General features: G+C 47.9%; 25 protein-coding genes. 8 read left to right on the plus strand and 17 right to left on the minus strand.

Translation table 11 applies throughout. From position 1 onward, the window contains the following. Positions 1 to 214: 214 nt before the first annotated feature. A complete protein-coding gene (locus QUA02_RS06365; protein WP_333026120.1) occupies positions 215 to 1003 on the minus strand; it encodes an SDR family oxidoreductase in 789 nt (262 codons plus the stop codon). Between the two features lie 220 nt (positions 1004 to 1223). Further along, entirely contained in the window at positions 1224 to 2150 is a 927-nt protein-coding gene (locus QUA02_RS06370; protein ID WP_333026121.1) for a nuclear transport factor 2 family protein, read from the minus strand. 3 nt (positions 2151 to 2153) lie between these two features. Here QUA02_RS06370 and QUA02_RS06375 point away from each other — a divergent pair, with 3 nt between their 5' ends. Beyond that, positions 2154 to 2294, plus strand: a complete 141-nt coding sequence (locus QUA02_RS06375) for a hypothetical protein (RefSeq protein ID WP_333026122.1) — start codon at positions 2154 to 2156, stop codon at positions 2292 to 2294. Between the two features lie 68 nt (positions 2295 to 2362). After that, positions 2363 to 3427 carry an undecaprenyldiphospho-muramoylpentapeptide beta-N-acetylglucosaminyltransferase gene (gene murG / locus QUA02_RS06380; RefSeq protein WP_333026123.1) on the plus strand — a complete coding sequence of 355 codons (1065 nt, stop codon included), beginning with the start codon at positions 2363 to 2365 and terminating at the stop codon, positions 3425 to 3427. A 38-nt stretch (positions 3428 to 3465) separates the two neighbouring features. Here the strand turns inward: murG and QUA02_RS06385 are convergent, their stop codons facing one another. The 6 genes from QUA02_RS06385 to QUA02_RS06410 form a co-directional block, all read right to left on the minus strand. Beyond that, positions 3466 to 3879 (minus strand): hypothetical protein, encoded by a 414-nt coding sequence (locus QUA02_RS06385; RefSeq protein ID WP_333026124.1) that lies wholly within the window; start codon positions 3877 to 3879, stop codon positions 3466 to 3468. Further along, complete coding sequence (locus QUA02_RS06390) at positions 3863 to 4312, minus strand: Panacea domain-containing protein (protein ID WP_333026125.1); 450 nt, start codon at positions 4310 to 4312, stop codon at positions 3863 to 3865. Before QUA02_RS06390 ends, QUA02_RS06385 begins: the two co-directional genes overlap by 17 nt. Positions 4313 to 4461: 149 nt before the next feature. Continuing rightward, on the minus strand, positions 4462 to 5058 hold the full coding sequence (ureG, locus tag QUA02_RS06395) for an urease accessory protein UreG (protein ID WP_333026126.1): 597 nt from the start codon (positions 5056 to 5058) through the stop codon (positions 4462 to 4464). Positions 5059 to 5102: 44 nt separating this feature from the next. After that, entirely contained in the window at positions 5103 to 5837 is a 735-nt protein-coding gene (locus QUA02_RS06400; protein WP_333026127.1) for an urease accessory protein UreF, read from the minus strand. A gap of 152 nt (positions 5838 to 5989) precedes the next feature. After that, positions 5990 to 6427, minus strand: coding sequence for an urease accessory protein UreE (gene ureE / locus QUA02_RS06405; RefSeq protein ID WP_333026128.1), 438 nt, complete (start codon positions 6425 to 6427; stop codon positions 5990 to 5992). Positions 6428 to 6687: 260 nt separating this feature from the next. Next, positions 6688 to 7179 carry a DUF4168 domain-containing protein gene (locus QUA02_RS06410; RefSeq protein WP_333026129.1) on the minus strand — a complete coding sequence of 164 codons (492 nt, stop codon included), beginning with the start codon at positions 7177 to 7179 and terminating at the stop codon, positions 6688 to 6690. Between QUA02_RS06410 and QUA02_RS06415 the strand changes: the two genes are divergently transcribed. Continuing rightward, the gene (locus QUA02_RS06415) at positions 7178 to 7354 is read left to right on the plus strand and encodes a hypothetical protein (protein WP_333026131.1); all 177 of its coding nucleotides are present in this window, start codon (positions 7178 to 7180) and stop codon (positions 7352 to 7354) included. The genes QUA02_RS06410 and QUA02_RS06415 overlap by 2 nt on opposite strands. 158 nt (positions 7355 to 7512) lie before the next feature. Here the strand turns inward: QUA02_RS06415 and QUA02_RS06420 are convergent, their stop codons facing one another. Beyond that, on the minus strand, positions 7513 to 7662 hold the full coding sequence (locus QUA02_RS06420) for a hypothetical protein (RefSeq protein WP_333026133.1): 150 nt from the start codon (positions 7660 to 7662) through the stop codon (positions 7513 to 7515). Between the two features lie 335 nt (positions 7663 to 7997). Between QUA02_RS06420 and QUA02_RS06425 the strand changes: the two genes are divergently transcribed. Next, positions 7998 to 8423: a DoxX family protein gene (locus QUA02_RS06425; protein WP_333026134.1), complete on the plus strand. Its 426-nt coding sequence runs from the start codon at positions 7998 to 8000 to the stop codon at positions 8421 to 8423. Beyond that, positions 8420 to 8935 (plus strand): DUF4385 domain-containing protein, encoded by a 516-nt coding sequence (locus QUA02_RS06430; RefSeq protein ID WP_333026136.1) that lies wholly within the window; start codon positions 8420 to 8422, stop codon positions 8933 to 8935. The genes QUA02_RS06425 and QUA02_RS06430 overlap by 4 nt, the downstream gene beginning before the upstream one ends. Before the next feature lie 222 nt (positions 8936 to 9157). On the opposite strand, the gene QUA02_RS06435 is transcribed toward QUA02_RS06430, so the two are convergent. The 3 genes from QUA02_RS06435 to QUA02_RS06445 all read right to left on the minus strand — a co-directional run bounded on the left by QUA02_RS06435 (position 9158) and on the right by QUA02_RS06445 (position 10406). Further along, entirely contained in the window at positions 9158 to 9625 is a 468-nt protein-coding gene (locus QUA02_RS06435; RefSeq protein WP_333026138.1) for a regulatory protein RecX, read from the minus strand. A gap of 90 nt (positions 9626 to 9715) precedes the next feature. After that, positions 9716 to 10129 (minus strand): AbrB/MazE/SpoVT family DNA-binding domain-containing protein, encoded by a 414-nt coding sequence (locus tag QUA02_RS06440; RefSeq protein WP_333026139.1) that lies wholly within the window; start codon positions 10127 to 10129, stop codon positions 9716 to 9718. A 91-nt stretch (positions 10130 to 10220) separates the two neighbouring features. After that, the gene (locus QUA02_RS06445) at positions 10221 to 10406 is read right to left on the minus strand and encodes a hypothetical protein (RefSeq protein WP_333026141.1); all 186 of its coding nucleotides are present in this window, start codon (positions 10404 to 10406) and stop codon (positions 10221 to 10223) included. Positions 10407 to 11085: 679 nt separating this feature from the next. Here QUA02_RS06445 and QUA02_RS06450 point away from each other — a divergent pair. Further along, the gene (locus tag QUA02_RS06450) at positions 11086 to 11340 is read left to right on the plus strand and encodes a hypothetical protein (protein ID WP_333026142.1); all 255 of its coding nucleotides are present in this window, start codon (positions 11086 to 11088) and stop codon (positions 11338 to 11340) included. A gap of 734 nt (positions 11341 to 12074) precedes the next feature. On the opposite strand, the gene QUA02_RS06455 is transcribed toward QUA02_RS06450, so the two are convergent. Together QUA02_RS06455 and QUA02_RS06460 are read right to left on the minus strand one after the other, a co-directional pair. Next, positions 12075 to 13772 (minus strand): CHAT domain-containing protein, encoded by a 1698-nt coding sequence (locus tag QUA02_RS06455; RefSeq protein ID WP_333026143.1) that lies wholly within the window; start codon positions 13770 to 13772, stop codon positions 12075 to 12077. Positions 13773 to 13776: 4 nt separating this feature from the next. Continuing rightward, entirely contained in the window at positions 13777 to 14031 is a 255-nt protein-coding gene (locus QUA02_RS06460; RefSeq protein WP_333026145.1) for a hypothetical protein, read from the minus strand. Positions 14032 to 15434: 1403 nt separating this feature from the next. Here QUA02_RS06460 and QUA02_RS06465 point away from each other — a divergent pair. Next, entirely contained in the window at positions 15435 to 21008 is a 5574-nt protein-coding gene (locus tag QUA02_RS06465) for a calcium-binding protein (RefSeq protein ID WP_333026146.1), read from the plus strand. 119 nt (positions 21009 to 21127) lie between these two features. On the opposite strand, the gene phnE is transcribed toward QUA02_RS06465, so the two are convergent. The 3 genes from phnE to QUA02_RS06480 all read right to left on the minus strand — a co-directional run bounded on the left by phnE (position 21128) and on the right by QUA02_RS06480 (position 23929). Next, positions 21128 to 21922 (minus strand): phosphonate ABC transporter, permease protein PhnE, encoded by a 795-nt coding sequence (phnE, locus tag QUA02_RS06470; RefSeq protein ID WP_333026147.1) that lies wholly within the window; start codon positions 21920 to 21922, stop codon positions 21128 to 21130. Between the two features lie 90 nt (positions 21923 to 22012). Further along, the gene (locus tag QUA02_RS06475; RefSeq protein ID WP_333026148.1) at positions 22013 to 22753 is read right to left on the minus strand and encodes a phosphonate ABC transporter ATP-binding protein; all 741 of its coding nucleotides are present in this window, start codon (positions 22751 to 22753) and stop codon (positions 22013 to 22015) included. Positions 22754 to 22933: 180 nt separating this feature from the next. Next, positions 22934 to 23929 (minus strand): phosphate/phosphite/phosphonate ABC transporter substrate-binding protein, encoded by a 996-nt coding sequence (locus tag QUA02_RS06480; RefSeq protein ID WP_333026150.1) that lies wholly within the window; start codon positions 23927 to 23929, stop codon positions 22934 to 22936. A 222-nt stretch (positions 23930 to 24151) separates the two neighbouring features. Here QUA02_RS06480 and QUA02_RS06485 point away from each other — a divergent pair, with 222 nt between their 5' ends. Further along, positions 24152 to 25138, plus strand: a complete 987-nt coding sequence (locus QUA02_RS06485) for a threo-3-hydroxy-L-aspartate ammonia-lyase (RefSeq protein WP_333026152.1) — start codon at positions 24152 to 24154, stop codon at positions 25136 to 25138. Positions 25139 to 25325: the final 187 nt, after the last annotated feature.

A 25325-nucleotide genomic window follows, 5' to 3' on the forward strand; every position in this document is an offset into this window, starting at 1 on the left:
TGGTCGGGAGTTAATTAATCAGGGTGCATCTACCACTTAAGCTTCCTGAGAATTCGAGCGCAATCCGGACACTTACCTCAAACTTTTTCAACATCACCAAATCGCCCAATAAAAAACCCGGCCAAAATTGGTCGGGAGTTAATTAATCAGGGTGCATCTACCACTTAAGCTTCCTGAGAATTCGAGCGCAATCCGGACACTTACCACTAAAAACTCAAAACTCTTTTCGGTGAACCAGAGTTGCACTAGCTTGGTCCGTGGGAACCAGCAAGACTTCGCTAATATTGACGTGGGGCGATCGCGTCGCACAAAAATACACGACATCGGCTACATCGTCGGCAGTCAGCGGTGTCAATCCTTGATAGACATTTTTTGCTTTTTCTGAATCGCCGTGAAACCGGACATTGCTAAATTCAGTTTCCACCAAACCCGGCTCTATTTCCGTCACCCGCACTGGCGTTCCTAAAAGGTCTTGTTTCAACCCTTCGGAAATAGCTCTCACTGCTGCTTTGGAAGCGCAATAAACATTACCTTTCGGATAAGCTTGGCGGCCTGCTATTGAGCCGATATTCACTACGTGGCCGCGGCCTCGGCTTACCATTCCCGGCACTATGTAGCGAGTCATGTACAGCAAGCCTTTAACATTGGTATCAATCATTTCTTCCCAATCTTGAAAGTTGCCTTCGTGCAGTTTGTCTAAACCGCGGCTCAATCCCGCATTGTTAATGAGAATATCGATCGCTTTCCAGGCATCGGGAAGCGCAGTTATCGCCGATTCGACTTGCGGGCGATCGCGCACGTCCAATTCTAGCAAATAAATCTCGTTCGCCGAGGCGATCGATTTTGTTTCTACAAGTTCGTTTGCCAGTCGATCGAGCTTTTCAAGGCGGCGGGCTGCTAAAATTAGTTTTGCTCCACCTTTGGCGAATATCTTGGCGCAGGCTGCTCCGATACCGCTACTCGCACCTGTAATGAAAACAATTTGATTTTGGAGAGAAATCATTTTTAATAAGAAGAAAGATGTATTAACCGCAGAGGGCGCAGAGGGCGCAGAGAGGAAGGAAGAGGAAAAAACTTAGTTTTTAGTTGGTATAAAATCAAGTCTGGTCACTTAACAATAATTCTTGTAGGGGCAGGTTTACCGGGTTCTCTCATTTGTATTAGAGATTTTACTTAACCCGCCACTACAAAAATTACTCACATAACTAATAACACCTATTTTATTACTTGACCACCCGCAATCGCACACTAACCATTGCAATTCCGCCTTGTCGCATCAAAACTGCTGAAACCCACCGATTCTCAGGGGTAGCCGGAGCTTTACCTACTTTAAAAATTCCCCCAGAATTTAGCAACTCCAGCTCGACTTGTGACGGATTAAAAAATGTTTTTTCGGTAATGGGTTCCTCCAAAACAGTCCCTATTAAAATATCATCGCCGATCGGCTCTCGAACAATGGCATCAAAATGGTACTCTTCGCCCACCTTAACTTGCTCCGGCACATTCACTTGAATTGTGGGAGGATTTTCGCCAGAAGTAAGCTGAGTTTGTTCTGCTAAAATCTCTTGATTAACTATTTTTTCACCTTCAAAGCGCTGCTGAGAACGGATGGTAGCTTTGAGAGTTAATTCTCTGCCATCCTGTTTGTGAGTGCCGGCAATTGTAGTTACGGTTTCAGCGACAATGGCGCTACCTTCGGTGTTCCAAGATTTGATCTCGGTGCGGTAATTTAAACTCGGATATCGATCCCAGAGTTGGGTGAGGGCTTTTGCCATGCTTTGCCTGTTTAAGCCGTCAGAATGAGTGAAATTCGGGCTGTAAAATGCCATGACTGCTTTGACATCGCGCCGGTTGGCCGCTGCGTCAATTTCTGTTAGCACTTTTGTGAGTGGGGCAGGCGCATTTGCAGGGGTTTGGGCGCTCGTTTGGGGAGTCGCCCCGATCGCACCAATAGCTCTGACAGCAGTCGGATGCAGCACGCCAACACTTACCACTGTTAAACATAACAACATTTGAGCGATCGACTGCCCGCAGTTAAAGCCAAAAACGATCGCCCGTTGGCGCAGCCCTCGAAGAGGATCGGCTTTTTCGTCCCGACGGCTGCAAAAATACTGAGATACACTTGGCACTAAATTCAAAAAATTACGCATTAGATGATAATTTGGTTATTTGTCAGGAGTCGCGGCGCAGGCAACTGTTCGCCTGCAACGAAAACTGACAACGGAAGGAGGGACACGGCACAATCTAATTTTAGATGGCTGATTGAAAATTGGCTGAAACTGCCGGAACAATAAGCATAATAATCTAAAACCTCTAATCTAAAATCGATCGACCTGTGGAACTTGTAAAAGAGACAAATACCTTGACAAAAGCCCCTATCCGGTTGTTGATTGCAGCTAGCGGTACAGGAGGACATTTATTTCCCGCGATCGCCACCGCTGGGCAGTTGAACGACTGTCAGATCGAATGGCTGGGAGTCCCAGACCGCATGGAGACGCAATTAGTTCCAGCCCTTTACCCCCTCCACACGATCGCCGTTGAAGGCTTTCAGCAGCGATTTGGACTCGGTACAGTGCGAATTTTGGGCGGACTCGCCGGCTCGATCCTTCAGGTGCGGAAGCTGCTCAAAGCGGGAAATTTTCAGGGAGTTTTTACTACTGGCGGTTACATCGCAGCACCTGCAATTCTGGCGGCCCGCTCTTTGGGTTTGCCGGTGATTCTCCACGAATCTAATGCAATTCCGGGGAAGGTGACGCGCTGGTTTAGTCCTTTGTGCACTGCTGTGGCGATCGGATTTGCAGCAGCAGCCGAGCATTTACCCCGCGCGAAAACGGTGGTTGCGGGTACTCCGGTGCGATCGCAATTCCTGACTCGCCAACCTCTAAATTTGCCAATTCCTGACAGCGTACCTGTAATGGTAGTCATGGGCGGCTCTCAAGGTGCTGTCGCAGTCAATCAGTTAGTGCGCGAGTGTGCTCCGGCTTGGTTTGATGCGGGTGCTTGGGTGGTTCACCTCACCGGAAATAATGACCCGGATGCTGAGAGTTTGAAACACGAGCAATATTTGTCAATGCCATTTTACGACAATGTGGCGAGCTTGTTGCAGCGAGCAAATTTAGCCATTAGTCGATCGGGCGCGAGTGCTCTAACAGAATTAGCAGTGACTGGAGTACCTTCTATTTTAATTCCTTTTCCTCACGCCGCTGACGACCACCAAAGATTTAATGCGGAAGTATTTGCTAAAGCCGGCGCCGCTGTGGTATTCCGTCAAAGCGAACTAACAGCAGATGTCTTGCAAAGCAAAGTATTGTATTTGTTAAGAGATTCGGAATATTTGGAAAAAATGTCTAAAGCTGCTGCTCAATTAGCGGTGAGAGACAGTACAGAACGTTTGGCAAATTTGGTCAGGGAATTGCTGGTGCGGTAGCGAAAATTGGACACGGCCACTAATTTAACGAGTTCTTTTTAATGAGGGTAAAGCGTAAAACCCCTGTCCAACCAAATAACATAAAACACAGCCCCATCCCGATAACCAACCATCGGAGCCTTCCCGCAAAACCGAAAAGCAATAAAATTTACATCATCCTTAAGATGGCTGGGAATAGGTGTTCTAATGGAACTTCGGGCTATCTTCTCGTAGCCCAATCCGTGACGGGGACAAGCATTAATCTCACTCCAGGTAAGCTGATTTAATTTGTAGAGCGTATCTGCAAAAGCAGCCTTTTCATCTTTTGTGCATTGAGAAAGAGAGTAATCTTTATTCATGTATCGCAAAGAAAATAGAGGTGACTCCTGCTCTGGCGGTAAATCAACAATTTCTCTAGGTGAAATCCTTTTCCCTTTTTCTTGGCGTTGATTTGCCTTAAGATGCTTCTTCACAATTGAGTTGAGTCTTGAAGTATTTTTTCAGGGATTGATGAGTAATTTTTCCGCTATTTTGAGCAGCAAGTTTCCAGGGATATTCTTCGTGTGTCATGTTCCTTAACTTCCATGCAGCAAACTGCCCAAACACAGAGTAAACTTCATCAAGCAGGCTCTTATTTTTTTCGTCGTAAATCGAAAAGTTTATATATTCTGGACATGGAATTGCACCAGTACCATACTTTTTATAGTGACGGTACAAATCAGGAACAACGGGCCCGTGAGTCCATGCTTCTATGGCTTCAGGAAATAGCGGTTCATCGTACAAAGCTAAATGAAAGCCTTGAGCATAGTAAACCAATTTCTGAAGCTTGAGATTAGATATCAGATCGCCAGCATCTTCACTTGCCTGAGCCAAAAAGTATTCGGCTGCATCATAACAACTCAGCATAACTTACTTGGTAGTCATTAAACGGCAAAACTAGAACGAGATTTTTTTGACACTCCCGCGACTCAAGCAGACTATATTTGTCTGGAGACGTTTTCACGGGGAATTGCGAGCCGTGTCACTTTATTTACATTATACTATATTTTCTCAATCTATGCCATATTCAATTTAACAAAATTAACTACCGATTCTAATCCTTCTTTGGTCTTCAAGTTAGTAAAAACAAATGGTTTATCGTTTCGCATTTTTTTAGCGTCTCGTTCCATCACTCCTAAATCGGCTCCCACAAAAGGCGCGAGGTCTATTTTATTAATTACTAATAAATCAGATTTAGTAATTCCCGGCCCGCCTTTGCGCGGAATTTTATCGCCCGCAGCGACATCGATCACGTAAATTGTTAAATCTACTAACTCGGGGCTAAATGTTGCCGCCAAATTGTCGCCGCCGCTTTCGACAAATACTAAATCTAAATCCGTGAATTTGTGTTCTAACTCTTCTATAGCTACTAAGTTAATCGAAGCATCTTCGCGGATGGCTGTGTGGGGACAGCCTCCCGTTTCTACGCCCAAAATTCGATCGCTCTCTAAAGCTTGACTCCGAACCAAAAACTGGGCATCTTCCTGAGTATAGATATCATTAGTAACAACCGCAATCTGGTATTGCTGCCGCAGCGATTTGCACAAAGCATCAAGTAAAGCAGTTTTCCCCGAACCAACCGGCCCAGCAATTCCTACACGAAAAGCACCCATAGCAATTTTAGATTTTAGATTTTAGATTTTAGATTGTCTGATTTTCAACTGCGAAACAACCGAGTGTACTGAGTTTCGTGCGCCATGCTAGCTAGGCCTAATCCCCAACTGCAACTCCCAAGGTCATCATCTTCTAATTGTAAAACTTCTTGTGCCGTGCAGCTAATTTGCGATTGCAAATCTAACAGCAACTGCTGACCGACTGTTTGACCGAGGGGAATCAGTTTCACGCCCGCACTCGCCAAATTGGCAGCCCAACTGTACAAATATCCTAAAACGGCGGCTTCCTCTTCAATCTGCCAGTTGGCGGCGGCAATGCCAAAGCCGATCGCAAAATTGCACGGATTGCCGCCAAATTCCACCAAATCTTTTACACTTGTTGTTAACCCAGAAGCCACGGGCGATTCCCTGCGGGATAGCTTCGCTTCACGCAAATCCAGCAGCAACCTGACTAAAGTCCGCCCCATTTGCCAACTTTGCAAGCGCAACTCTTCTGTTTCCTTAGCAGCAGTCGCCCAAGCATTCCAGTAATTCAAAGCGGTCAAATCCCCAATCTGGGCTGCCCTCAAAGCCCGTACCACCACAGCGGCTTCTACTCGAACAGCCCCGAATTGCAGCGAATTTTCTAACCAATTCCTCAAAGCAATCTCGCTGTCGATCGCACCGGTTTCTACCAGGCTTTCGATTCCCTCAGAATAACTATAAGCTCCCACTGGTGCAAAAGCTAGCTGCAACAAACATAAAAGTTGATTGTTGACTGTTGACTGTTGACTGTTCACTGTTGACTGTTGACTGTTCACTGTTGACTGTTGACTGTTGACCGTTGACAGGAAAGCTGTTGACTGTTGACAGGAAAGCTGTTGTTACCAATTCCCTCTTTGACCCATGCCCAATGCCCAATGCCCAATGCCCAATGCCCAATGCCCAATTCCTAATGACTGTGACCGTAAGCACCCATGTCCGGCTGAAACGGTACAATTTCTGCTATTACTTCCAAACCCATTTTTTCCAGCATTCTCTGCAAAACAGAGTCGGGAGAAAGCCTTAAATAATTATCGGCAATTTCTAAAGCTACGTGGCGGTTTCCTAAATGATAAGCCGCCCGCATCAGCAGCAGCGGAGTCGATGCCCGCGCTGTCAGAACCGATTCGGGTTTTGCACTTACCAGTACCAAACAGCTACCGTCTTCCGACTGCAATAAATCTCGATCGCGCAGTACCGTACCTCTGGGCAAATTCAGGTGCAGCCTTTCCCCCGTCTCCGTCTCGAACTGGTGGCGGCTGCGAGTGCGATCGTCGGCTGTCATCGGTAAAATAAAGCTGACAACTGCATCGGGATTTGCAGGTAAATGTTTTGTGAATGTTAGCATTTTTATATTCTATTCCTCAGAGGAATTCACTTCACATCTAGTTTTTGAGGAATATCTTTTTTATCTCTAATTGGGATTTACAGCGAGTTGCAAAACATTCATCTCTCTGAACCGCTCCCGTTCTGGCTTTCTTACCAAATTTCTGTTATTTTGTCAAGCATTTTTTTACAGACGATCGCCATTTTTTCAAACATTTTTGCATACCGTCTAGTCACTCGAACAATCGAACGGGAGAGGAAGAAAGACTCAAACCCTCAAGCTTATTGATTGCCCGCTTGTTGCAGCCGCAGCAGCTCGGCTTGAATTCGCGCTTTTACAGCCGGATCGGCTTGCTGGAGCAAAGTGAGCTGGTTGAAGCGACTAACTGTCAAGCCATTAGTTTCGATAATTTTTTTAGCTTGTTGGCAGTAATTTACCACAATACCGCGAACATTTCCAGACAGCCGGTTGATTTGCTGAGTTTCGTTGCACACTACTCTGGGCACCGAGCCTCCTGCTAAGCCTTTAATTTCTTGAGAGGCTCCCAGCCGTTTGGGTTCTATTGCTAAGACGGAGCGAGCGTAGCTAGTAATTTCCTCGTTGCTAATCTCTTGAGCTTGGGCGGAGGCTCCGAAAACGAGGCCTGGGGATTGTCCGTACAAACCGGGCGCCCATCCGCTAGCCAAAGCTGCTGCGGAAATGATGCCTGCAAACAGCGATTGCCGCAGCATCCGGTTAAATCCAAATTTAGAGGTGTTGAGTGAGGTGTTCATGGTCGTCGGTGATTGCTTGCGTGTAGATAAAAATGACACAGTGCTTGGAGGCTCAATCTTTTTGAATAATGTGGTGGCTAAAAAGTTCCTGCCTAGGAGTGACAATCTTGAATTCCAGCAGGATGGTTTGGAAGTTGCTACGGCGATCGACTTTTTAGCATATTCGATCATTTGATCCATTGTAACATCTTTGCAAAGTTGACAAAACACAAAATTTAGACGGTAATTTTAATTACAGATCGTTCCCGAATTGCCTCTACAAATAATTCTCAAAGCGAAAATATTAAATAATTCTAAACGTTCTTGACAAATTACTCGCATTAATTAGTCGAATTAAGGTGCGATCGCCTGCAAGGCAAGGTCAAATTTAGCAGCAATCGCACTCATCAATTCCCTGGATGATTTAATGTTAAGCTGCGACGTATTTGTCGATCGAGAAAATCCCACTGGTTTGGCTGCTGACCGGGCCCGATCCGGAACCAAAAATCAGGTTTCACTACCCGAAGATAGAGGCAGCAGCAGGGAACTAGACCTTAAAATCTTGGTATCAAAACGCGCGCTATCTGTTTTCGGCAATCACCTGCTGCCTTCGATTCGAGACCTTGCTTCCTCAAGTTTGGGGCTGCGAAAACTTGTCGGGGACTTACCCCGAAAGCAGGTTTTTCTACGAATGAAAATCGTTACAGCCACCAGCAAGAGTAGACAAGCCCCGAAGGCTTGGATTTTTGTGTCTCAGTTTTCTTGTCATTTCGATCGCAGATAGCGAATTTTTGCAAGCATTTTCGCAGCAAGTTAACAATTATTAATTACCGATTGCCATGAAAAGTCAAAAAGAAATTTGGCGAGTTATCCTCGCAGTAGCTATCAGTATTGTAGGCGTGCTGCACTTTGCAGTACCCGTACCTTTTATCAGAATCGTGCCGCCCCAGCTTCCTTACCCGGAAGCCTTGGTTTATATCAGCGGTTTTTTCGAGATTTTGGGCGGAATTGGGCTGTTAGTACCTCCTGTCAGCAGGGCGGCGGCGTGGGGATTAATTGCCTTGTTTATTGCCGTGTTTCCAGCTAATATCAATCAAGCCGTCAACAACATTCCGATAGAAGGGATTCCCCACAACCAATTACTGTATTGGTTCAGGCTGCCTTTTCAAGCTGTCTTGATTGCTTGGGCCTGGGTTTATACCCAACCAGACGAAGGTAAACCGCGGGCTTCTATAGTTCCAGATAGAACAGAAAACGCCCGATGAAGCAGTTCGACTACCATGCGGATTTTAAGAACATCGACTTTCGAGAGCACCCGGAACTTTATCGGGTGGGGAAAGGAGAACAGGGAGTGCTGTTGGTGGAACCCTACAAAGGAGAAATTCTGCCTTTCTGGAGATTTAAGACTCCAGAAATTGCGAGGGAGTCCAGCAGCAAAATTTACTCTTTGTTTTTAGAGTATCTCGATCGCGAAGATTTTGTGGGAGCCGACATGGCTCGCAAGTTCTTGCAGATGGGGTATACTCGATCGCGTCGCTACGCCAACCACAAAAGCGGTCGAAAATACCAGCAGAACCCTCAAAAGCTGAAGTCTGTTGCAGAGCAAAGCGCTGCTCGAAAAGATATTTTGCCGCTACAAGCAGATCCGGTGAAAGCAGAATCCGCCGCCATTTTTCAAGAGAAATGGATGCTGGCCAAAATCAACGACAAATATCTCCAGCTTTTAGCCAGACACCGGCAGATGTACGAATCTTATTCAGTCAAGTCTGAGGATTGATATCGTTTCCGGTAGCATCGGAATTATTAGCCAAAATTAGGACACGGCAATGCCGTGTCCCTACAATATTATTGTCGGTAGGGACACTCCAAGAGCCGTGTCCTCTATATGATTCCGGTGCAACCGGAATTGATATGACATACTCACAATTTAGCCCCCAGACAGCAGTGCGGTTGTGCTTGACTATCTGGGGGCCGTATCGATCGCAGGTTGTCCTATAACTTACTCATCTTCTTCTTCCGTCTGCCACTGCCGCCAAATTTCAAAGGCATTAAAGCCCCTGTATTGCAGGTAATTCAAGACTTTGCCCTTGGTTTTCGGATCTGCTTTACCCCAAGTATCGATCTTGTATTTCCGCATGATTTTGGCTTTTAATTCTGCCAGTTTTTCTGCTTCGGAGTCCTGATTTTCGGCAATTTCTTCTTCCCAGACTTGCTCGAACAAATCGCTGGTAATTCCTTTTTGCAGGCACTTGCGCTTGATGGCGGACTTCCCGTATTTGCCTGCAGCAGAGGCGATCGAGTTTGCCACCAAGCGAGTGTCGGACTGATAGCCCCGGTCTTGAATTTGCGCGATCGCCTCCAATATTTCATCATTGCCAAAACCTTTCTCTTGCCCCTTTTTGCGAAGTTCAGAGGCACTGTAGTCTTTGCGGGACAAGAGAAAATAGAAATAGTCAAGACAGCTCATCAGTTAAATCGAAGGGTAGCGCGCAAATACTCGTGTAGCGAATGCCAAATCCAGTCGCCTTGCTATCGGCTGACTGCATCGCGATCGCCTCTATTCTTCTGTATCCTCCTCTTCATCATCCACTTCTTCTACATCCGGTCTGTCAACATCGATCTGAATCAAGCGAATGTGCTTGTATCCGAGTTTAATTTCAAACTCGTCTCCCGGCTTTAATCCCATTTCTTGGGTATAATTCGCCCCGATCACGATCGAGCCATTCTTGTGAACGCTAGCTCGATAACTCGCTTCTCGCCCGCGTCCGTCTGCTTTCGACTTCTCTAGCTCAATGCCCTTAGCAGCTAACACTGCATCGTAAAACTCAGCCAGATTAATCCGCGTTTCTCCACTTTTGCTGACCGTGAAGTAGCCGCAAAGCTTTGCAAGTTCTCTGCGCGGCAAATCGCTGCCTTTGATTTTTTGAAGCAGACCTTTTCCTGTTAAGGGTGCTGTAGCTGTTTCTGCCATTGACCGTACCTCGCTTATTGGACTTTACTTATATCAATTACAACACATTAGATTAACTTTGTTTCACTGTCAATACTAAGAATTCTGAATATTAAAATTCTGGATAAATTTCTGCGGCCTCAAGACCGGGGGTGCAAGTAAGGATGCTCGAAGGGCGATCTATTTGCCGCTCGATGCCCAAATGCTTGCCTAAGCCTTGCAAGCGATCGCGCGGGGAATTATTGTCGCAAATTAAATGCTTTACTTTTTTACAGTAAAGTCTGTTCCCTGCATTCACAAATCCCCGATCGTGTCTGCGGTCAAGGTAAAAATAAGACAGCCATGAATCGAAATACCTAGAGCGCGACCGCTGCAAATCTGCCGAAAGCAGTTACCGGCGCGGGGTTAACTTTTACCTCAACAAGGGGAGGCAGCACTTGTTCAAAGGTGCCGCTGCCAGCTACTTGCACGCACCAGTTTACAAAAAGAATCCAATTGCAGGCCCGTGCTCCAAACCCTTATGGAATAAGTCATTCCCAATTATTCAAGTCTTTAATCTAAAATCAAAAATCTAAAATGGTATAAACCCTGTTTTTCGGGCTGCCAATCCCCTCAAAACGCCAAATACCGAGGAGCAATCTTCTATTAAGGTGTTTGGCATATAACTTGCACAGAACGCAGTCCGGGGAAGGCAATCCGGTAAAAATTGAAGCAAATTTCACCTGTTCGTTGAACTGGTTTTAGCTTAAACCAGGCTCAATGGGCGCGGCGGCACAAACATCGCCCAGCCACATTGAGGGAAATAGTTTCAATGGGGCGAGATTGCTTCGCCACTCTTGACCAAGAATTTCAAAGGTGGTACCCGCCACGTGATTTATCCGTGGAATCAATCCAAAATCTAAAATCTCAAATCCTCAAGCTCCCGAATTTATCCGTGGGGCCAATCCAAAATCCTTGCATCTCAAATCTAAAATCGAATGACGCTTCGCCGCTTTCTCAGGTGCGACGGGGCGATCGGGAAAATCTTCCTCCTCATATCAAATCCGGTAGCATCGGAATTAATGTTACCCACAGTCAGGACACGGCGCCGTGTCCGACCTATCATGTCGAAGAGTGCAACCGGAATTGATATCATGCCCAAATCCAGAGAATTCGACGTTCTTTCCACAGGGGAATTGAAAAAGAGCGAGTTAAAAGCGCAACAGCTTAAATGTTGGATGCACTACAAATGAGCAGCGGTTCCCGGCATGGAGTTTCGGTGGAAATGACTGGTTTCCACTCGTTGCCGAACAACTGCCAGACTCTCAAAATTTATGCGCAAGCTGTAGGGGCAGGCCAAACTCACAGCCGCTTCCACAATTACTTATTGTGAAATATAGCAACCGCTCTGGCGGTCAAGACGTTCTTAATTGTTCAGGACTTACGCCTCATAAACCCGGTTTCTGCGAGAAATCTTGTTTTAATAGCGAAGTATCTAGGAAGAAACCGGGTTTGCGACCCGCGTGCGTCTAGGACTATTGTTGTCACTCTTGCTTTTATTGTCTGGTGCCGAATGACGAATGCTCCGGCTGTCGAATGACGAATGCTCGATCGAGCAGTCCCGGACTTATATCGTTTCCGGTTGCATTGGAATTATATATTTCGATCGACCAGAGTGCGAGCGACCACAGCGAAATTTTTCGGTAGTTCGCTGTGGACGCTCGCACTCTTATAATTCCGATGCTACGGGATTTGATATTACTCTCTCGACGATAAACCCGATTTCTTTCTAGACGCTGGGTTGCCCAGCTTCTGATTTTGGGTAGAAACCGGGTTGATGAGCGTAAGTCCGAAATGCGATCGAGCAGCATACTATTATTAATAACTTTTCCTGCAGCCGATCGCGAAAAAAGCCAGCGACAACCGCAGCTCGTTTGGAGCCAGGGCAAGCAGCCCCAAACTCAGCAGTGCGATCGGATCTCGCTTTTTAGTGCTGCTGTTGCAGGTAATTTTGCGACAGGGGAGTCCGTACCGTCGGCAGTAACTCTTCCGGTTTCGTGCCTCGCGGGTGCCAATGCCGCCACCCAAAAAAGCCCGCACTCAAAGCAAGGGGCAACAAGCAAAGCGTCAGGGCAAAACATTTTTTCAATCCCGGATTTTTTAACGGTTTCTCAGCCGGTTTAGTGGCGCGAGTTGCTTGGATAACCGAAGACTCAGAATTAGGAATAGAGGAGGGCTTCGCCGTCTCTGAGTTCGGTGAATGAGCAGCAAAGGGCCGATCGTTCTGGTGAACCCAATCCCTGCGATCTTTTAATTGGTCGGGAAAATATTCCCAGACTTCCGCGTCAGAACTGTCTGACTCATCCGGTCGATTGGCTGGCATTGGCGGGTATTGGGCGATCGCCGAAAGCGAAGACGGCGCCTTCCATTCTGTACCCGCGACCGCCGGCTGCGTTCCCGACGCGATTATTTGCACCAGAGACCCGGATGCAGCGCTTTGGGCCCCGGCTCCGGTCAGATAGCCGTCAAAGTCCGGGTGCTGGTAGAGAATGGGCAAAGCCCAGTATAACTGGTGAGAACCGTAGGCAGAAATTAGTCCGGCCCTGGCCCGGCTCAGGCTGAGATCGACTGGATAGCCTTGATTGAGGTTGCGGTAAAACAGCCGCGTGAGAGTTAAGGCTACATCGTCGGGGATGCTTTCTGCCATTGCCAGCACTGCCGGAATGCCCCGCTTGACTAGAGCTTCGGTTAAGTTGCGTTCCGGGCTGTCGTCCGCGAGATCGGAGGGGTCGCCGTAGGCTCCGCGGCAGGAGTTGAAAACGGCCATCTGAATGCCGTTGTTGACGAGCAATCCGGCTAAGTCGTCGCCGCTCAAGGTTTCGGTTAAGCCGGTGCGGCTGCTGACTAGGTAGAGTTCGCCGCCTCTGGAACCTAAGTTGCTGTGGCCTGCGTAGTGCAGGACTTGGTAGTGTCCTTGTTCTAGGGCTTGGGTAAGCTGTTCTCGATCGGGCTGTTCGAGAATAGTCAGTTGAATTTCCGAGTGGGGGCTGTTTTTGAGGGGGTTAACGGTGCGGTTTTGGAGTTCTTGTTGCAGGTGGAGCACTTCTCGCTTGAGCTGCAAGCTGTCCCGATCGCTCGGAGAGGCGATCGCCATTAAAATTTTTAGCGGCCCGCTACAGGGCAGTACCCGAGTTTGTTTGAACAAACTTGTACCTGGTTGGTAGCGGGAAAACACGACATCGGTGCCGGTGGCCAAAGGGCGATCGCCCGCGTGCAGAACTTCCCACGGCAGCCGCGGCAAGCGCCGGCCTTTGAGTCCTAGCCGTAGTTGCAGCACTTCTCGGCGGTGCTGGGCGATGCCTTGAGCGCAAGTCCAGCTATCGCGCAAGTTTCCTTCAAACAGCCCGCTGTATAGTTGCTGCCCGAGGGCTACTAAATTCGGCGCTGAGTTTTTTTCCGATCGCGAGAGTCCGCGACCGCCAGCACCGATTCCCTGTACTGCTTTTCCTTGGAGCAAGCCCACGAGCGGATCGTTCATCAGTTGAGCCGACAGTGCAAGCCATTCGTCGATCGGCCAGCGGACTTGTTGTTCTGCTAAGGGTACACCGGGTGCAACCCTTTCTGTCCGCACTAGATATTCGTCGTCCCCAACTGGGGTAACAGAGAGTTTAAATTCCTGGCTCACCGATTTAGCGCCCTCCCGCCTTAATTCTGAATTTGCCTGCGTTTTTGCCACTAGCAATAACGATCGACAAACTGATTTTTACTCTTTCAATCAAAGTTTCTGAATGCGCTTCCCCCGATCGGGCGAGTGCTGGACTCAAATATATTTGTTCAAACACTTTTAGGGTATAAAACTTGTACTTTAATAACAGTTTATTAGTTTTGATTGCCCTGTGGCTCGGTGAAAGCCAAATTTTCTCCAATTTTGCTATCTTTAACATTTTGCACCTCTACCGCAGACCCCTGTACATTTATCGCGAACTTGAGTTGAGCATTGCTGAGTAAAGTTAAATTGGAGGCACTTTACCAGGCGGATCTCTAGTTCTTATTAAAATTACTTCGGCTCTCGCCAACCGGTTTCAGGGCAATATGGGAGGCAAAGTTGAGTAAAATTTTTTGGGCGGCGATCGGTCGATCTGTCCTAACCGCTTATCCTCTACCACCAGCCCCCCATCAGAAATCTTGATTTTGTGTCAATTAATTAATTGGTCAGCCCTCCGCTCTCATCCGTAAGCCCTCCGCCCTCATCTATAAGCCCTCACCGGCGATCGGTAATCGATAGTTTACCGTTGATAATTGCTAATCGCTCATTGCTAATTTACCGCTTCCCTGTTATGGGATTTTTTTTTATTTAACTGCCTTAAGAGAGTTAAAATTCAACAGGAAAAAAAAGTTAATGAGCCAATAATTCTCTACAATACAACGGCAATAAAATAATTTTATTCCTCTCAAGAAACAAGCATTTTTATCATCGAGACGACTAAGCCTCATCAAGCCAGTTTCTCGGAGAAATATTGGGGAAAAGCAACCCGACACCTACAAAGCAACCGGGTTTCTCAGGCCGGCCCTGCGTCATTCCCCCTCCAAATGCCGATCGAGCTTGCAACTGCAACCAAAAACAACTCCTGCGTTTATTACTGTTTGTTTCGGAATTTTACAATCTGTCTTGAGATAGATAAAGTTTTGCATATTTGTTAGTAAAAAGCTGAAAAAAAAACTTTTTGCTCAGTTCGCTAGGATTGAGATCAAATTGTCCGAGAGAAAATTAAAACCAATATTTTCCCGGGCGAACTATCTAAATTTCTAATTAATCATCGGGAACTAAAATTAGGAAGGTGCAGTCGTTTATTAAATAAATTCAAATCCTAAGTCAGGGAAGGATTTGTCTGAACTGGGAGTATTAGAAAACTTCAATGCACCCAGGCTCGATCGCGGAAAAAGCAAGGGAAAAATTTAGGGGAGAAAGGTTTTGGGGAGTTGTCAGTGGCGAGTTTAAATTCTGATAGTTCACTGTAGAAATTACGTAAAAAAACTACACTTCGGCGCACTTCGGCGCAGCTTACTGTAGAAATTACGCAGAACATCAAAAGCGCTAGGCGCTTCGGCGCAGCACTTACGGTGTGGGTGGCGGTTCAATTATTTTTACTGCGCAATTGCAGAATAGAAAACTCGCAACTGCTAGAAATAACCGCCTTGCAGTTTAAAGAGCATCTATAACAGAAAGGTGGGGACACCAGCTCCTCTAACAGGAGAAAGTATGAAGTTGATTTTTTTTCTTCTGCTGCCTCCTGTTTGCTGATAAATTGATTCTAAGAAGCTTACCAGTTGTTGGGAAATATCAAAGATGGAAGAAGAAGAAATGTTGTTAGGAAATGTATCGGGAACACTTTTTCCCGATCGAGATGAAACGAAAATTCCTGACATGACAAAAACCAGCTCATCTACCGTGCCAAATATGCCGAATTCTAATGCAGATTTAACAAGTGCTTCGCCTCTTGCCCTCGATGACGGCGCACCAGAGTTCCCGCTTTCGGCCAGCGATCTCGATCGCCTCGCGGCTTTGAGCAACACCACCGCTAAAAATTTCGACAGCGGGTTAGCCAAGTTAATTGACGAAGCGATCGCAGAAAACACCGGCAGCAGCAGTAACGGCAAAGTGGCAAATCAGTTTAACGGCGCATCCGAAAAAGGTGCTGAGGATAGCAGCACAATTGCTGAATTTAACGGCGTACCCGAAGAAAGTGGGGGCGACAAAAAAGATGATGACAGCGGCAGTGCTCTCCAGACGATCGAAGGCAGCGATGACGATGACTTAATTATGGCCACCAGCGCTGACAACAAGTCGATATTCGGCAAAAAAGGCGATGACAAAATCAAAGTAAAGCGCGGCAAAAATAAAATCTACGGAGGTAAAGGTGATGACGATTGCCAGGGCGGCGATGACGAAGATGAAATAAAGGGCGATCGCGGCAAAGACAAGTGCGACGGCGGCAAAGGCGACGACAAGGTTGATGGCGGTAAAGACAACGATACTATCTTTGGCGGCAGTGGCAAAGATACCTGCAAAGGCGATGACGGCGATGACTGGGTGCACGGTAACGACGGAGATGATGACGTTGACGGCGGCACCGGCAGCGATACCGTCTACGGTGGCAAAGGCGACGACAAATGCGAGGGCGGTGAAGGCAACGATACCGTCACGGGCGATCGGGGCAACGACAACGTTAGCGGCAGCGACGGCGACGACAACGTTAGCGGTGGCAAAGATAACGATACCGTGATGGGCGGTTCTGGCAGCGACGTTTGCATGGGCGACGACGGCGACGACAGCGTTAGCGGCGGTGCTGGCAACGATACCCTGATCGGCGGTTCTGGCAACGACGTTTGCATGGGTGACGGCGGCGACGACAGCGTTAGCGGCGGCGACGGCAAAGATACCCTGATCGGCGGTTCTGGCAACGACGTTTGTATGGGCGACGGCGGCGACGACAGCGTGCTCGGCGGCGACGGCGACGACAGCGCGATCGGCGGTGACGGCAAAGATACCCTGATCGGCGGTTCTGGCAACGACGTTTGCATGGGTGACGGCGGCGACGACAGTGTTAGCGGCGGCGACGGCAAAGATACCCTGATCGGCGGTTCTGGCAACGACGTTTGTATGGGTGACGACGGCGACGACAGCGTGCTCGGCGGCGACGGCGACGATACCGCGATGGGCGGTGCGGGCAACGATACCCTCGTTACTGGCGACGGCAATGACATGGCAGACGGTGGCGACGGTGACGACAGCGTTGTCGGCGGCGGATCTGGCAACGATACGCTGATGGGCAATACTGGCAACGATACGATCGTTGGCGGTACTGGCAACCATACCTGTATCGGCGGTGCTGGAAATGACGTTTTTGTCATCAGTAACACTACCAGTCCCGGCAGTTCAGTCATCACTGACTACACAGACGGCAGCGACAAGTTTCTGCTGTTTGGCGAGTTGAATTTTAGCAGCTTGTCCTTTGTACAAGTCGGCCTCAATACCGAAATTCGGGGCAGCAGTAACTTTGTGCTGGCGCTATTGTTGAATGTCAACGCGAGTATTCTGAAAGCTGGCAGCTTTTTGGGAGTTACCCCTCCAACTCCAACTCCAACTCCAACTCCGACGGTGATTAACACCCCTTTGCGAGTGGAAGCTAATAATAGCCTGATTGCCGCTTCCGGTGGCAGCCAAACTACTATTACTTCTGAGTTGTTGCGGTTTGTCGGTGGCTCGCAAGGTGCTAGCGCCACAGTCTTCAAGCTAACCGAGCTGCCCGATGCTAAAACCGGGCAACTATTCTTTAAGGGAGTCGCCGTAACACAACTCGGTGTTACCTTCACTCAAGCAGACATTAACCTCGGTTTGTTAACTTTCCAAGCGGCAACAGGTTTTATCGGTGCGGCTACTTTTGGTTTTGAAGTTAGCAACGGCACAACCGTTGTCACCGGCCAACGTTTTAGCTTGAAAATCGAGCAAAATGTCTTTAAGTTTGCTGGCAATACAAATCCTCAAGTTATTGTCGGTTCGGCGACGCTCGATAACGACATCGAAGGCGGCGATGGTGACGATGACATTACAGGCGGTAAGGGCAAAAACAAAATTAAAGGAGACAAAGGCAAGGACAAGATTAAAGGCGGTGATGGCGATAGCGATATCGACGGCGGCGATGACGATGACGATATCGAAGGTGGCATCGGCAAAGATACAATAATCGGAGGCAAAGGCAAGGACAAAATTAAAGGCGGCGATGGCGATAATGATATCGACGGCGGCGATGACGATGACGATATCGAAGGCGGTAAGGACAAAGACAAAATCATCGGCGGTATTGGCAATGACAAGTTAACCGGAAATGACGGTGATGACACGATCGAAGGTGGCGCAGGAACCAATACTCTCATTGGGGGTGCTGGAAAGGATCGCTTTATTTACCGCACTTCCCGTCAAGAGATTACAACAGTTGCAGAAGCTGACTTAATTACTGACTTTAATGTCGATGACGATGTTTTAGAGTTTTCTACCGCAGCTTTTAATCTCAGCGTTACTAGCTTGACCCGAGTGTCGATTACTGCTACTTCTGTTGTTGGAAGCATCGGCAGCGCTAATTTGCTCGACTTCAGCGCCGATATCAGCGTTACTAGCATCGCCACTTTGCAAGCGCGGTTTGCAGCTTTGGGCGGCAACCCAGACGCACCTACTTTCTGTCAGTTTACAGATGCCTCTACCGGCCGTTCTGTGCTGGTATTTGCTGTTGGGGCGCGCTTTGAAATTGTGACCAGTTTCTCGGTGAAATTTAGCCTGCAAGTCAGTAACTTTGTCTTCACCGGTTCATCGCTAACTGTTCCTGTCGGTACTTCCGGCCCTGATATTTTCAATTTCGGTACTTTTCCAGCGGCAATTAAAATCGATGGTTTAGCAGGCGATGACAACATCATCGGCAGCAATTTCAACGATACGATTAACGGCGGTGACGGCAACGATACCATCACCGGCAGCCTCGGATTAGATGTCCTCAGCGGCGGCACTGGTGCCGATGTCTTTGTCTACAGGACAACGAAAGAAGGCGGCGATAAAATTTCTGACTTTAAGTCGGGAACTGACAAATTGCAGTTTGCAGCGAGCGAATTCGGGAATTTGACTGCGACTAACTTTGACGGTGTTAGCGGGGTTTCTCCTGACATTACTGGCAAAGAGTTAGTGATTTTCACCGGCGGCAGTTATGCCTCTTTGGAAGCTGCACAAGCTAAAGCTTTGGGCAGTTCTACAACTGCTGGTTTCTTCGCATTTACTAATGCCTCGAACGAAACGGTGTTGTATTTTGACTCGAACGGTACCGTAGCCGGCGGTTCTACCTCGATCGCGAATCTGGGTACTGCTGCTAGCAATCTGGGAACGGCGGACTTTGTATTTACAGGTACGATCGCATCTTCTGGCACTGGCACTACTAATTCTGGTAGCGTTGTCGATTTAACTGCTGCTGGGAATACTTACCCGATCGCCTTTAACAATTTCGGTTCTGGTGCTGGCGGTTACAACTTTACCACGCCTGTCTTGTTTACGGGCAATGACAGTGCTAACAGCGTGACTGCTACTCAGTTTGCTGACATCCTCACTGGCGGTAGCGGTGCAGATATTCTGACTGGTGGTTCTGGTGCGGATCTCTTTGTTTACAAGGCGGCAGGTGAAGGCGGCGATACAATTACCGACTTTGCTTTCGGGGTTGACAAATTCCAGTTTGCAGCGAGCGAATTCGGCAATTTGACTACGACTAACTTTGACGGTGTTAGCGGTTCAACTCCTGACATTACTGGCAAAGAGTTGGTGATTTTCACCGGCGGCAGTTATGCCTCTTTGGAAGCTGCACAAGCTAAAGCTTTGGGCAGTTCTACAACTGCTGGTTTCTTCGCATTTACTAATGCGTCGAACGAGACTGTGTTGTATTTTGACTCGAACGGTACCGTAGCCGGCGGTTCTACCTCGATCGCGAATCTGGGTACTGCTGCTAGCAATCTGGGAACGGCGGACTTTGTATTTACAGGTACGATCGCATCTTCTGGCACTAGCACTACTAATTCTGGTAGCGTTGTCGATTTAACTGCTGCTGGGAATACTTACCCGATCGCCTTTAACAATTTCGGTTCTGGTGCTGGCGGTTACAACTTTACCACGCCTGTGTTGTTTACGGGCAATGACAGTGCTAACAGCGTGACTGCTACTCAGTTTGCTGACATCCTCACTGGCGGTAGCGGTGCAGATATTCTGACTGGTGGTTCTGGTGCGGATCTCTTTGTTTACAAGGCGGCAGGTGAAGGCGGCGATACAATTACCGACTTTGCTTTCGGGGTTGACAAATTGCAGTTTACCGCGAACGCTTTCGGGAATTTGACTACGACTAACTTTGACGGTGTTAGCGGTTCAACTCCTGACATTACTGGCAAAGAGTTGGTGATTTTCACCGGCGGAACCTATGCCTCTTTGGAAGCTGCACAAGCTAAAGCTTTGGGCAGTTCTACAACTGCTGGTTTCTTCGCATTTACTAATGCGTCGAACGAAACGGTGTTGTATTTTGACTCGAACGGTACGGTGACGGGCGGTTCTACCTCGATCGCGAATCTGGGTACTGCTGCTAGCAATCTGGGAACGGCGGACTTTGTATTTACAGGTACGATCGCATCTTCTGGCACTGGCACTACGAATTCTGGTAGCGTTGTCGATTTAACTGCTAATCCGGGTACTTTCCCGACAAACGGAGTTAACAACTTCGGTTCTGGTGCTGGCGGTTACAACTTTACCACGCCTGTCTTATTCACAGGAAACGCGAGCGCTAATAACGTCACCGGCACTGAGTTCTCCGATATTTTGAACGGCGGATCGAGTGCTGATATTTTCGACGGTGGCGCTGGTAACGACAGCATATCGGGCGGCGCTGGTAACGACAGTCTCTTCGGTGGCGCTGGTGACGACAGTCTCTTCGGCGGCGACGGGAATGACACTTTAATCGGCGGTTTAGGAACAAATGTTCTCAACGGCGGGGCTGGTGCGGATGTGTTTGTGTTCAGCGGAACTACTGCTGGCGGCGGGGATTTAATTACCAATTACAGCATTGCTGATGATGTAATTAACCTCGACAAAACTGGTTTTGCAGCGTTTACAACCGGATCTGGACCTTTGGGTTCGAGTTTCTACGCTTACAGCAGTACAGTCGGTGTAACTGCACTCGAAGCAACTTTAACCGGGCCGTCGATCATGGCTATCTACGACAGTTTGTCTGCATCTACTAAACTGTATTACGATAGCAACGGTTCTACTGTTGGCGGTAACAGTTTGTTTGCAACTGTCGATGTCAATTTGGGAGTTTCCGGTAATTCTGAATTGTTCTTGTTCTAAACGGCAAGAAGTCTAATCGGGATATCGGCGGTACGGGGGGACACGGCAATGCTGTGTCCCTACAATACAAAACAAGGACACGGTAATGCCGTGTCCTTGTTTTGTTTCTAAACCTGTCTTTATTTGGTTTCTAGTTGCTGCCGCCATTTGCTGCTAATTACATCTATAACCGTCACTACAACTAACAGCACTAACATCATTGTTGTTGCCTTATTGTATTCAAAAGACCTGATATAATTCACCAATTCAAAGCCAATTCCGCCAGCGCCGACCACTCCCAAAACCGAAGCCGCCCGAATGTTATACTCAAACATCCACAGCGTGTAACCCAAGGCTAGTGGCAATACTTGCGGGAAAATGCCGTATTGTGCAACTTGCAGCCAAGATGCACCCGCGACTTGCAACGATTCGACCGATCGCGCTTCCACTGATTCGATCGCCTCCTGATAAAATTTAGCAAGATAGCCGATCGTATAAATTGCCAGCGCCAAAGTACCCGCCGGCGCGCCCAAACCAGTCGCCGATACAAACAGCAACCCCAGCACAATTGAAGGAACAGAACGCACTGCATTTTGCACCAAATTTGCCAGCCATTGCAACCAGTTTGGTGCTATGTTGCGAGCGCTGCAAATAGCAACGGGTACGGAAAGAATTGCCCCGATTGTCGTTCCCCAAAGCGACATTTGAATTGTCTCGATCAAAGCTTTAATCGCTACATCGATTATTTCGAGATTCGGCGGCCACAAGCGCGAGATAAAATCGGTCATGTAAGGCAAACTGCCGGCCAAGGTTGCTGCATCAATTTCTAGTCCCCTGAGCGCCCAACCGTAAAGTAAAATTAAACCTGCTACGATACCGAGGTTCTTGATCCAGCCCGAATTTTTCGATAAGTTACCCAATTTTTTTTCGGTCATCTGCTTTTATTTTTTGATTTTTAAAGGGGATGTTTTTAAACGAACCGCGAAGACGCAAAGGAAGCGAAGGAAGAGGAAAAAGAGAGGGGTTCACGCTTCTACTTTGGGATGTGTTAATTTGCTAAATTTGTCGGAGAGGTTGTGGCATTTGCCATCATAGACTATCTGACCGGCATCGAGGACGATCGCTCTTTCTGGATAAGTGCTGGCCATTCCCAAGTCGTGCAATACTACAACTATTGTCATTCCTTGTTCTTTGTGCAGTTGAGCGAGGATTTCCATTACTTGTTGGGCTGCGATTACGTCTAATCCGCTGGTGGGTTCGTCAGCTAGTAAAATCTGTGGAGATTGAATTAAGGCGCGGGCGATGGCGACTTTTTGCTGTTGTCCGCCGCTGAGTTGTCCGGTTTTTTGATATGCTAGGTCTTTGAGTCCGAAGTTTGCCAGCAATTCAAAAGCTCGATCGCGCTGTTTCTTCGGAAAACCCCACAGCGTCTCCCAAGTATTTAAGCTTCCCAAGCAACCGCACAGCACATTGTCGATCGCCGATGACTGTTTGACCAACCCGCCACCTTGAAAAATTAAGCCGATATCGCGTCGAATTCGCCTCAGCGTGCGCGGAGTTATCACTGTATTGTTAATCCGAATTTCTCCGGTTTTGACGGGAACTAAGCCGACAAAAGAACGCAATAGCGTGGATTTTCCCGCGCCGTTCAAACCCAGCAGCGCTACAAATTCGCCTTGTTTGATTTGGCAATCAATCCCGTTGAGAATCGGGCGATTTAGCGATGGTGAATAAGCTGTTTCTAATTTGCTGCATTCGATAGTCATGGGGGATATTTATTGAGAATTTTGGTAATTAATTTAATGCACCAGATGGCTGGTTGGAAATTTATATTGCGGTAGGGACACAGCAGTGCTGTGTCCCTACGAATTTCAGCCAGCGGTAGGGACACGGCACTGCCGTGTCCCTACGAATTTCAGGTGCTACTTTTCAGAATTAGTATTAGATTACGGCTCTAATTTGGCGCGCACCAAAGCTTGGCGCAAGGTTGCTAAATGGCGCGCATGATCGACTTTCACCAATTTCTGGGAATTGTACAAACTGCGGAACAATTGATTGTTTGCAGGTTCGTTCATTTTCATGAAAGCATTAACCAGCTTTTCCCGCATGGGTGCAGGAACGCGATCGTCAATCACAATTCCGTGGGCGGGAACTCCGGGAACTTTTTGCAGCACTCGCAACTGCTTGCCTTCTGCTGCGGTAATCCAAGGCGGTAGCAAGGCGTATTCCGAGACGGTTGCGACTTCTGCTTGACCTCTTAAAACAGCTTGCAAAGCGCTGCTGTAACCGTCGCCGTAGGTGACATTTCCGAAGAAAGTTTCCAGTCTATCGGGCCCGGAAACTAATCCTTGACCTACCAATTCTCCGACTGGGAAAATAAATCCCGAACCGGAAGTTCGAGAGGTGAAAGCCATTTTTTTGCCTTTCAATTGTTCGAGAGTTTGCTTTGCCGAAGCTTTCGGGCGCAGCGGGCTGTCTTGACGCACTACAAATATAGAATCGTAGGTATTTCCGCCGGAATAATCGCTGCGAACTTCCGCTAAATACATCCGCGCTTTGGCCAATTGTTCTGCTTTTAATGCCGCGCGGCCTGCTACAAATGCAACATCTGCTCTGTCGGCCCTCAAAGCTTCTACAGCGGCGGTTTCGTCGCCGATTACTGCTTCTACGGGCATTCCGATTTCTTTGGAAAGTATTTGCGCTACTTGATTGGCTTTATTTTGTAAATCTGTAGCATCCCTGCGGTTGGCAAATACGATTCTAATGCGATTTATGGGAGCTTGTGCTCTTAAATCTCGTTGGCGAAGCCCTCGAAGAGGATCGCCCTTCGGGGTTGTTTGGGCGATCGCCCGCTGTCCGATTCCAACTGCATTAGCCGTCAAACCCGCTAGCAGCAACAATCCCGCGCTAGCACCAGCCAGCACTTTTAACTTTGTATTCATTAATCGCTCTCCTATGGCAGTACAAACGCAACTTTACTTTTTGATAGTAAGTTGCAATAAGTGTGATTTTAGTCTAAAGCTTTTTGAACAATTGAGCGCAACAGTTAATAATAAGAATTTTTAATAAGTTTATAAATTAAAAACTTATAATTTAATGGTAGGAGTGAAGCGGGTACTGCCCACCCTACAAATAGAATCCTCGATCGTCCAAATCTAAAATCTATGAGTGTCCACTTCTCTACTGAAAATCCCTTGTCAGTCAGTTTCGCCGATGTGGTGGCGGCAGCAAATCGCTTGCAGGACAGAGCTTTCAAGACGCCGGTGCTTACTTCGGAAACTTTCAACAAACAGACAAATTCTCAGGTATTTTTCAAGTGCGAAAACTTTCAGCGGACGGGTTCGTTTAAATTTCGAGGTGCTTGCAATGCTTTGATGCAGCTATCTGAAGCCGAAAAACAGCGGGGAGTGCTGACTTTTTCTTCGGGAAATCACGCGCAGGCGATCGCCCTTGCCGCACGGTTGCTACAAATTCCTGCTACTGTGGTGATGCCGGCAGACGCGCCAAAAGTCAAGCAGGAAGGGACTCGCGGCTACGGTGCGGAAATTATTTTGTACGATCGAACTCAAGTTGCGCGGGAAGAGCTCACCGCCCAAATTGCCGAGGAGCGACACTTGACAATTATTCCTCCTTATGATGACGCGCGGGTGATTGCGGGACAAGGTACGGCGGCGCTGGAATTAATCGCAGAAGTTGGGGAGTTGGATTTGCTTTTGGTTTGCTGCGGCGGCGGGGGTTTGCTGTCGGGATGCGCGATCGCAGCAAAAACTTTGTCTCCGCAGTGTAAAATAATCGGAGTAGAACCGGAACAAGCAGACGATGCCGCGCGATCGTTCCGCACAAAAACGCTGCAAACTGTTAGCAACCCGGATACGATTGCTGACGGCGCGCGCACGCCGTATTTGGGAAAATTAACTTTTCCTTTGGTGCTGCATTATGTTGATGATATGGCAACAGTTTCGGAAGCCGCAATTCGCCAGACAATGTTTTTTATGTGGGAGCGGATGAAGATAGTTGTAGAGCCGACTGGAGTGTTAGCGGCGGCGGCTTTGTTGTCAGGTGTTGTGCAGGCTGAAAATGCGAGGATTGGCGTAATTGTGAGCGGGGGAAATGTGGATTTGAGGGAAGCTGGTCAGTTGTTTTCGCTGTAGTTAAGTCCGCCCAAGCCAAATAGTCAAAGCGATGCAAAATACAGCACTTTTCAGGTAAGACACGGCAATGCCGTGTCCCTACTTGTAGCAATGCCGTGTCCCTACTTGTAGCAATGCCGTGTCCCTAGGGAGCATCCCATTTTTGCTTTCACATCATGGACGGTTGCATCAGAACAATATATTTGGA

The sequence above is a fragment of the Microcoleus pseudofavosus SVA1_A4 genome, from assembly GCF_036700565.1.
Taxonomy (GTDB): domain Bacteria; phylum Cyanobacteriota; class Cyanobacteriia; order Cyanobacteriales; family Microcoleaceae; genus Microcoleus.

Bases quoted from the DNA above. Each gene is read 5' to 3' on its own strand.
- QUA02_RS06365 (WP_333026120.1), bottom strand. From the start codon at position 1,003: ATGATTTCTCTCCAAAATCAAATTGTTTTCATTACAGGTGCGAGTAGC.
- QUA02_RS06370 (WP_333026121.1), bottom strand. From the start codon at position 2,150: ATGCGTAATTTTTTGAATTTAGTGCCAAGTGTATCTCAGTATTTTTGC.
- QUA02_RS06375 (WP_333026122.1), top strand. From the start codon at position 2,154: ATGATAATTTGGTTATTTGTCAGGAGTCGCGGCGCAGGCAACTGTTCG.
- QUA02_RS06390 (WP_333026125.1), bottom strand. From the start codon at position 4,312: ATGCTGAGTTGTTATGATGCAGCCGAATACTTTTTGGCTCAGGCAAGT.
- ureG (WP_333026126.1), bottom strand. From the start codon at position 5,058: ATGGGTGCTTTTCGTGTAGGAATTGCTGGGCCGGTTGGTTCGGGGAAA.
- ureE (WP_333026128.1), bottom strand. From the start codon at position 6,427: ATGCTAACATTCACAAAACATTTACCTGCAAATCCCGATGCAGTTGTC.
- QUA02_RS06415 (WP_333026131.1), top strand. From the start codon at position 7,178: ATGGTCGTCGGTGATTGCTTGCGTGTAGATAAAAATGACACAGTGCTT.
- QUA02_RS06410 (WP_333026129.1), bottom strand. From the start codon at position 7,179: ATGAACACCTCACTCAACACCTCTAAATTTGGATTTAACCGGATGCTG.
- QUA02_RS06425 (WP_333026134.1), top strand. From the start codon at position 7,998: ATGAAAAGTCAAAAAGAAATTTGGCGAGTTATCCTCGCAGTAGCTATC.
- QUA02_RS06430 (WP_333026136.1), top strand. From the start codon at position 8,420: ATGAAGCAGTTCGACTACCATGCGGATTTTAAGAACATCGACTTTCGA.
- QUA02_RS06435 (WP_333026138.1), bottom strand. From the start codon at position 9,625: ATGAGCTGTCTTGACTATTTCTATTTTCTCTTGTCCCGCAAAGACTAC.
- QUA02_RS06440 (WP_333026139.1), bottom strand. From the start codon at position 10,129: ATGGCAGAAACAGCTACAGCACCCTTAACAGGAAAAGGTCTGCTTCAA.
- QUA02_RS06450 (WP_333026142.1), top strand. From the start codon at position 11,086: ATGACGCTTCGCCGCTTTCTCAGGTGCGACGGGGCGATCGGGAAAATC.
- QUA02_RS06460 (WP_333026145.1), bottom strand. From the start codon at position 14,031: ATGTTAAAGATAGCAAAATTGGAGAAAATTTGGCTTTCACCGAGCCAC.
- QUA02_RS06465 (WP_333026146.1), top strand. From the start codon at position 15,435: ATGGAAGAAGAAGAAATGTTGTTAGGAAATGTATCGGGAACACTTTTT.
- phnE (WP_333026147.1), bottom strand. From the start codon at position 21,922: ATGACCGAAAAAAAATTGGGTAACTTATCGAAAAATTCGGGCTGGATC.
- QUA02_RS06475 (WP_333026148.1), bottom strand. From the start codon at position 22,753: ATGACTATCGAATGCAGCAAATTAGAAACAGCTTATTCACCATCGCTA.
- QUA02_RS06480 (WP_333026150.1), bottom strand. From the start codon at position 23,929: ATGAATACAAAGTTAAAAGTGCTGGCTGGTGCTAGCGCGGGATTGTTG.
- QUA02_RS06485 (WP_333026152.1), top strand. From the start codon at position 24,152: ATGAGTGTCCACTTCTCTACTGAAAATCCCTTGTCAGTCAGTTTCGCC.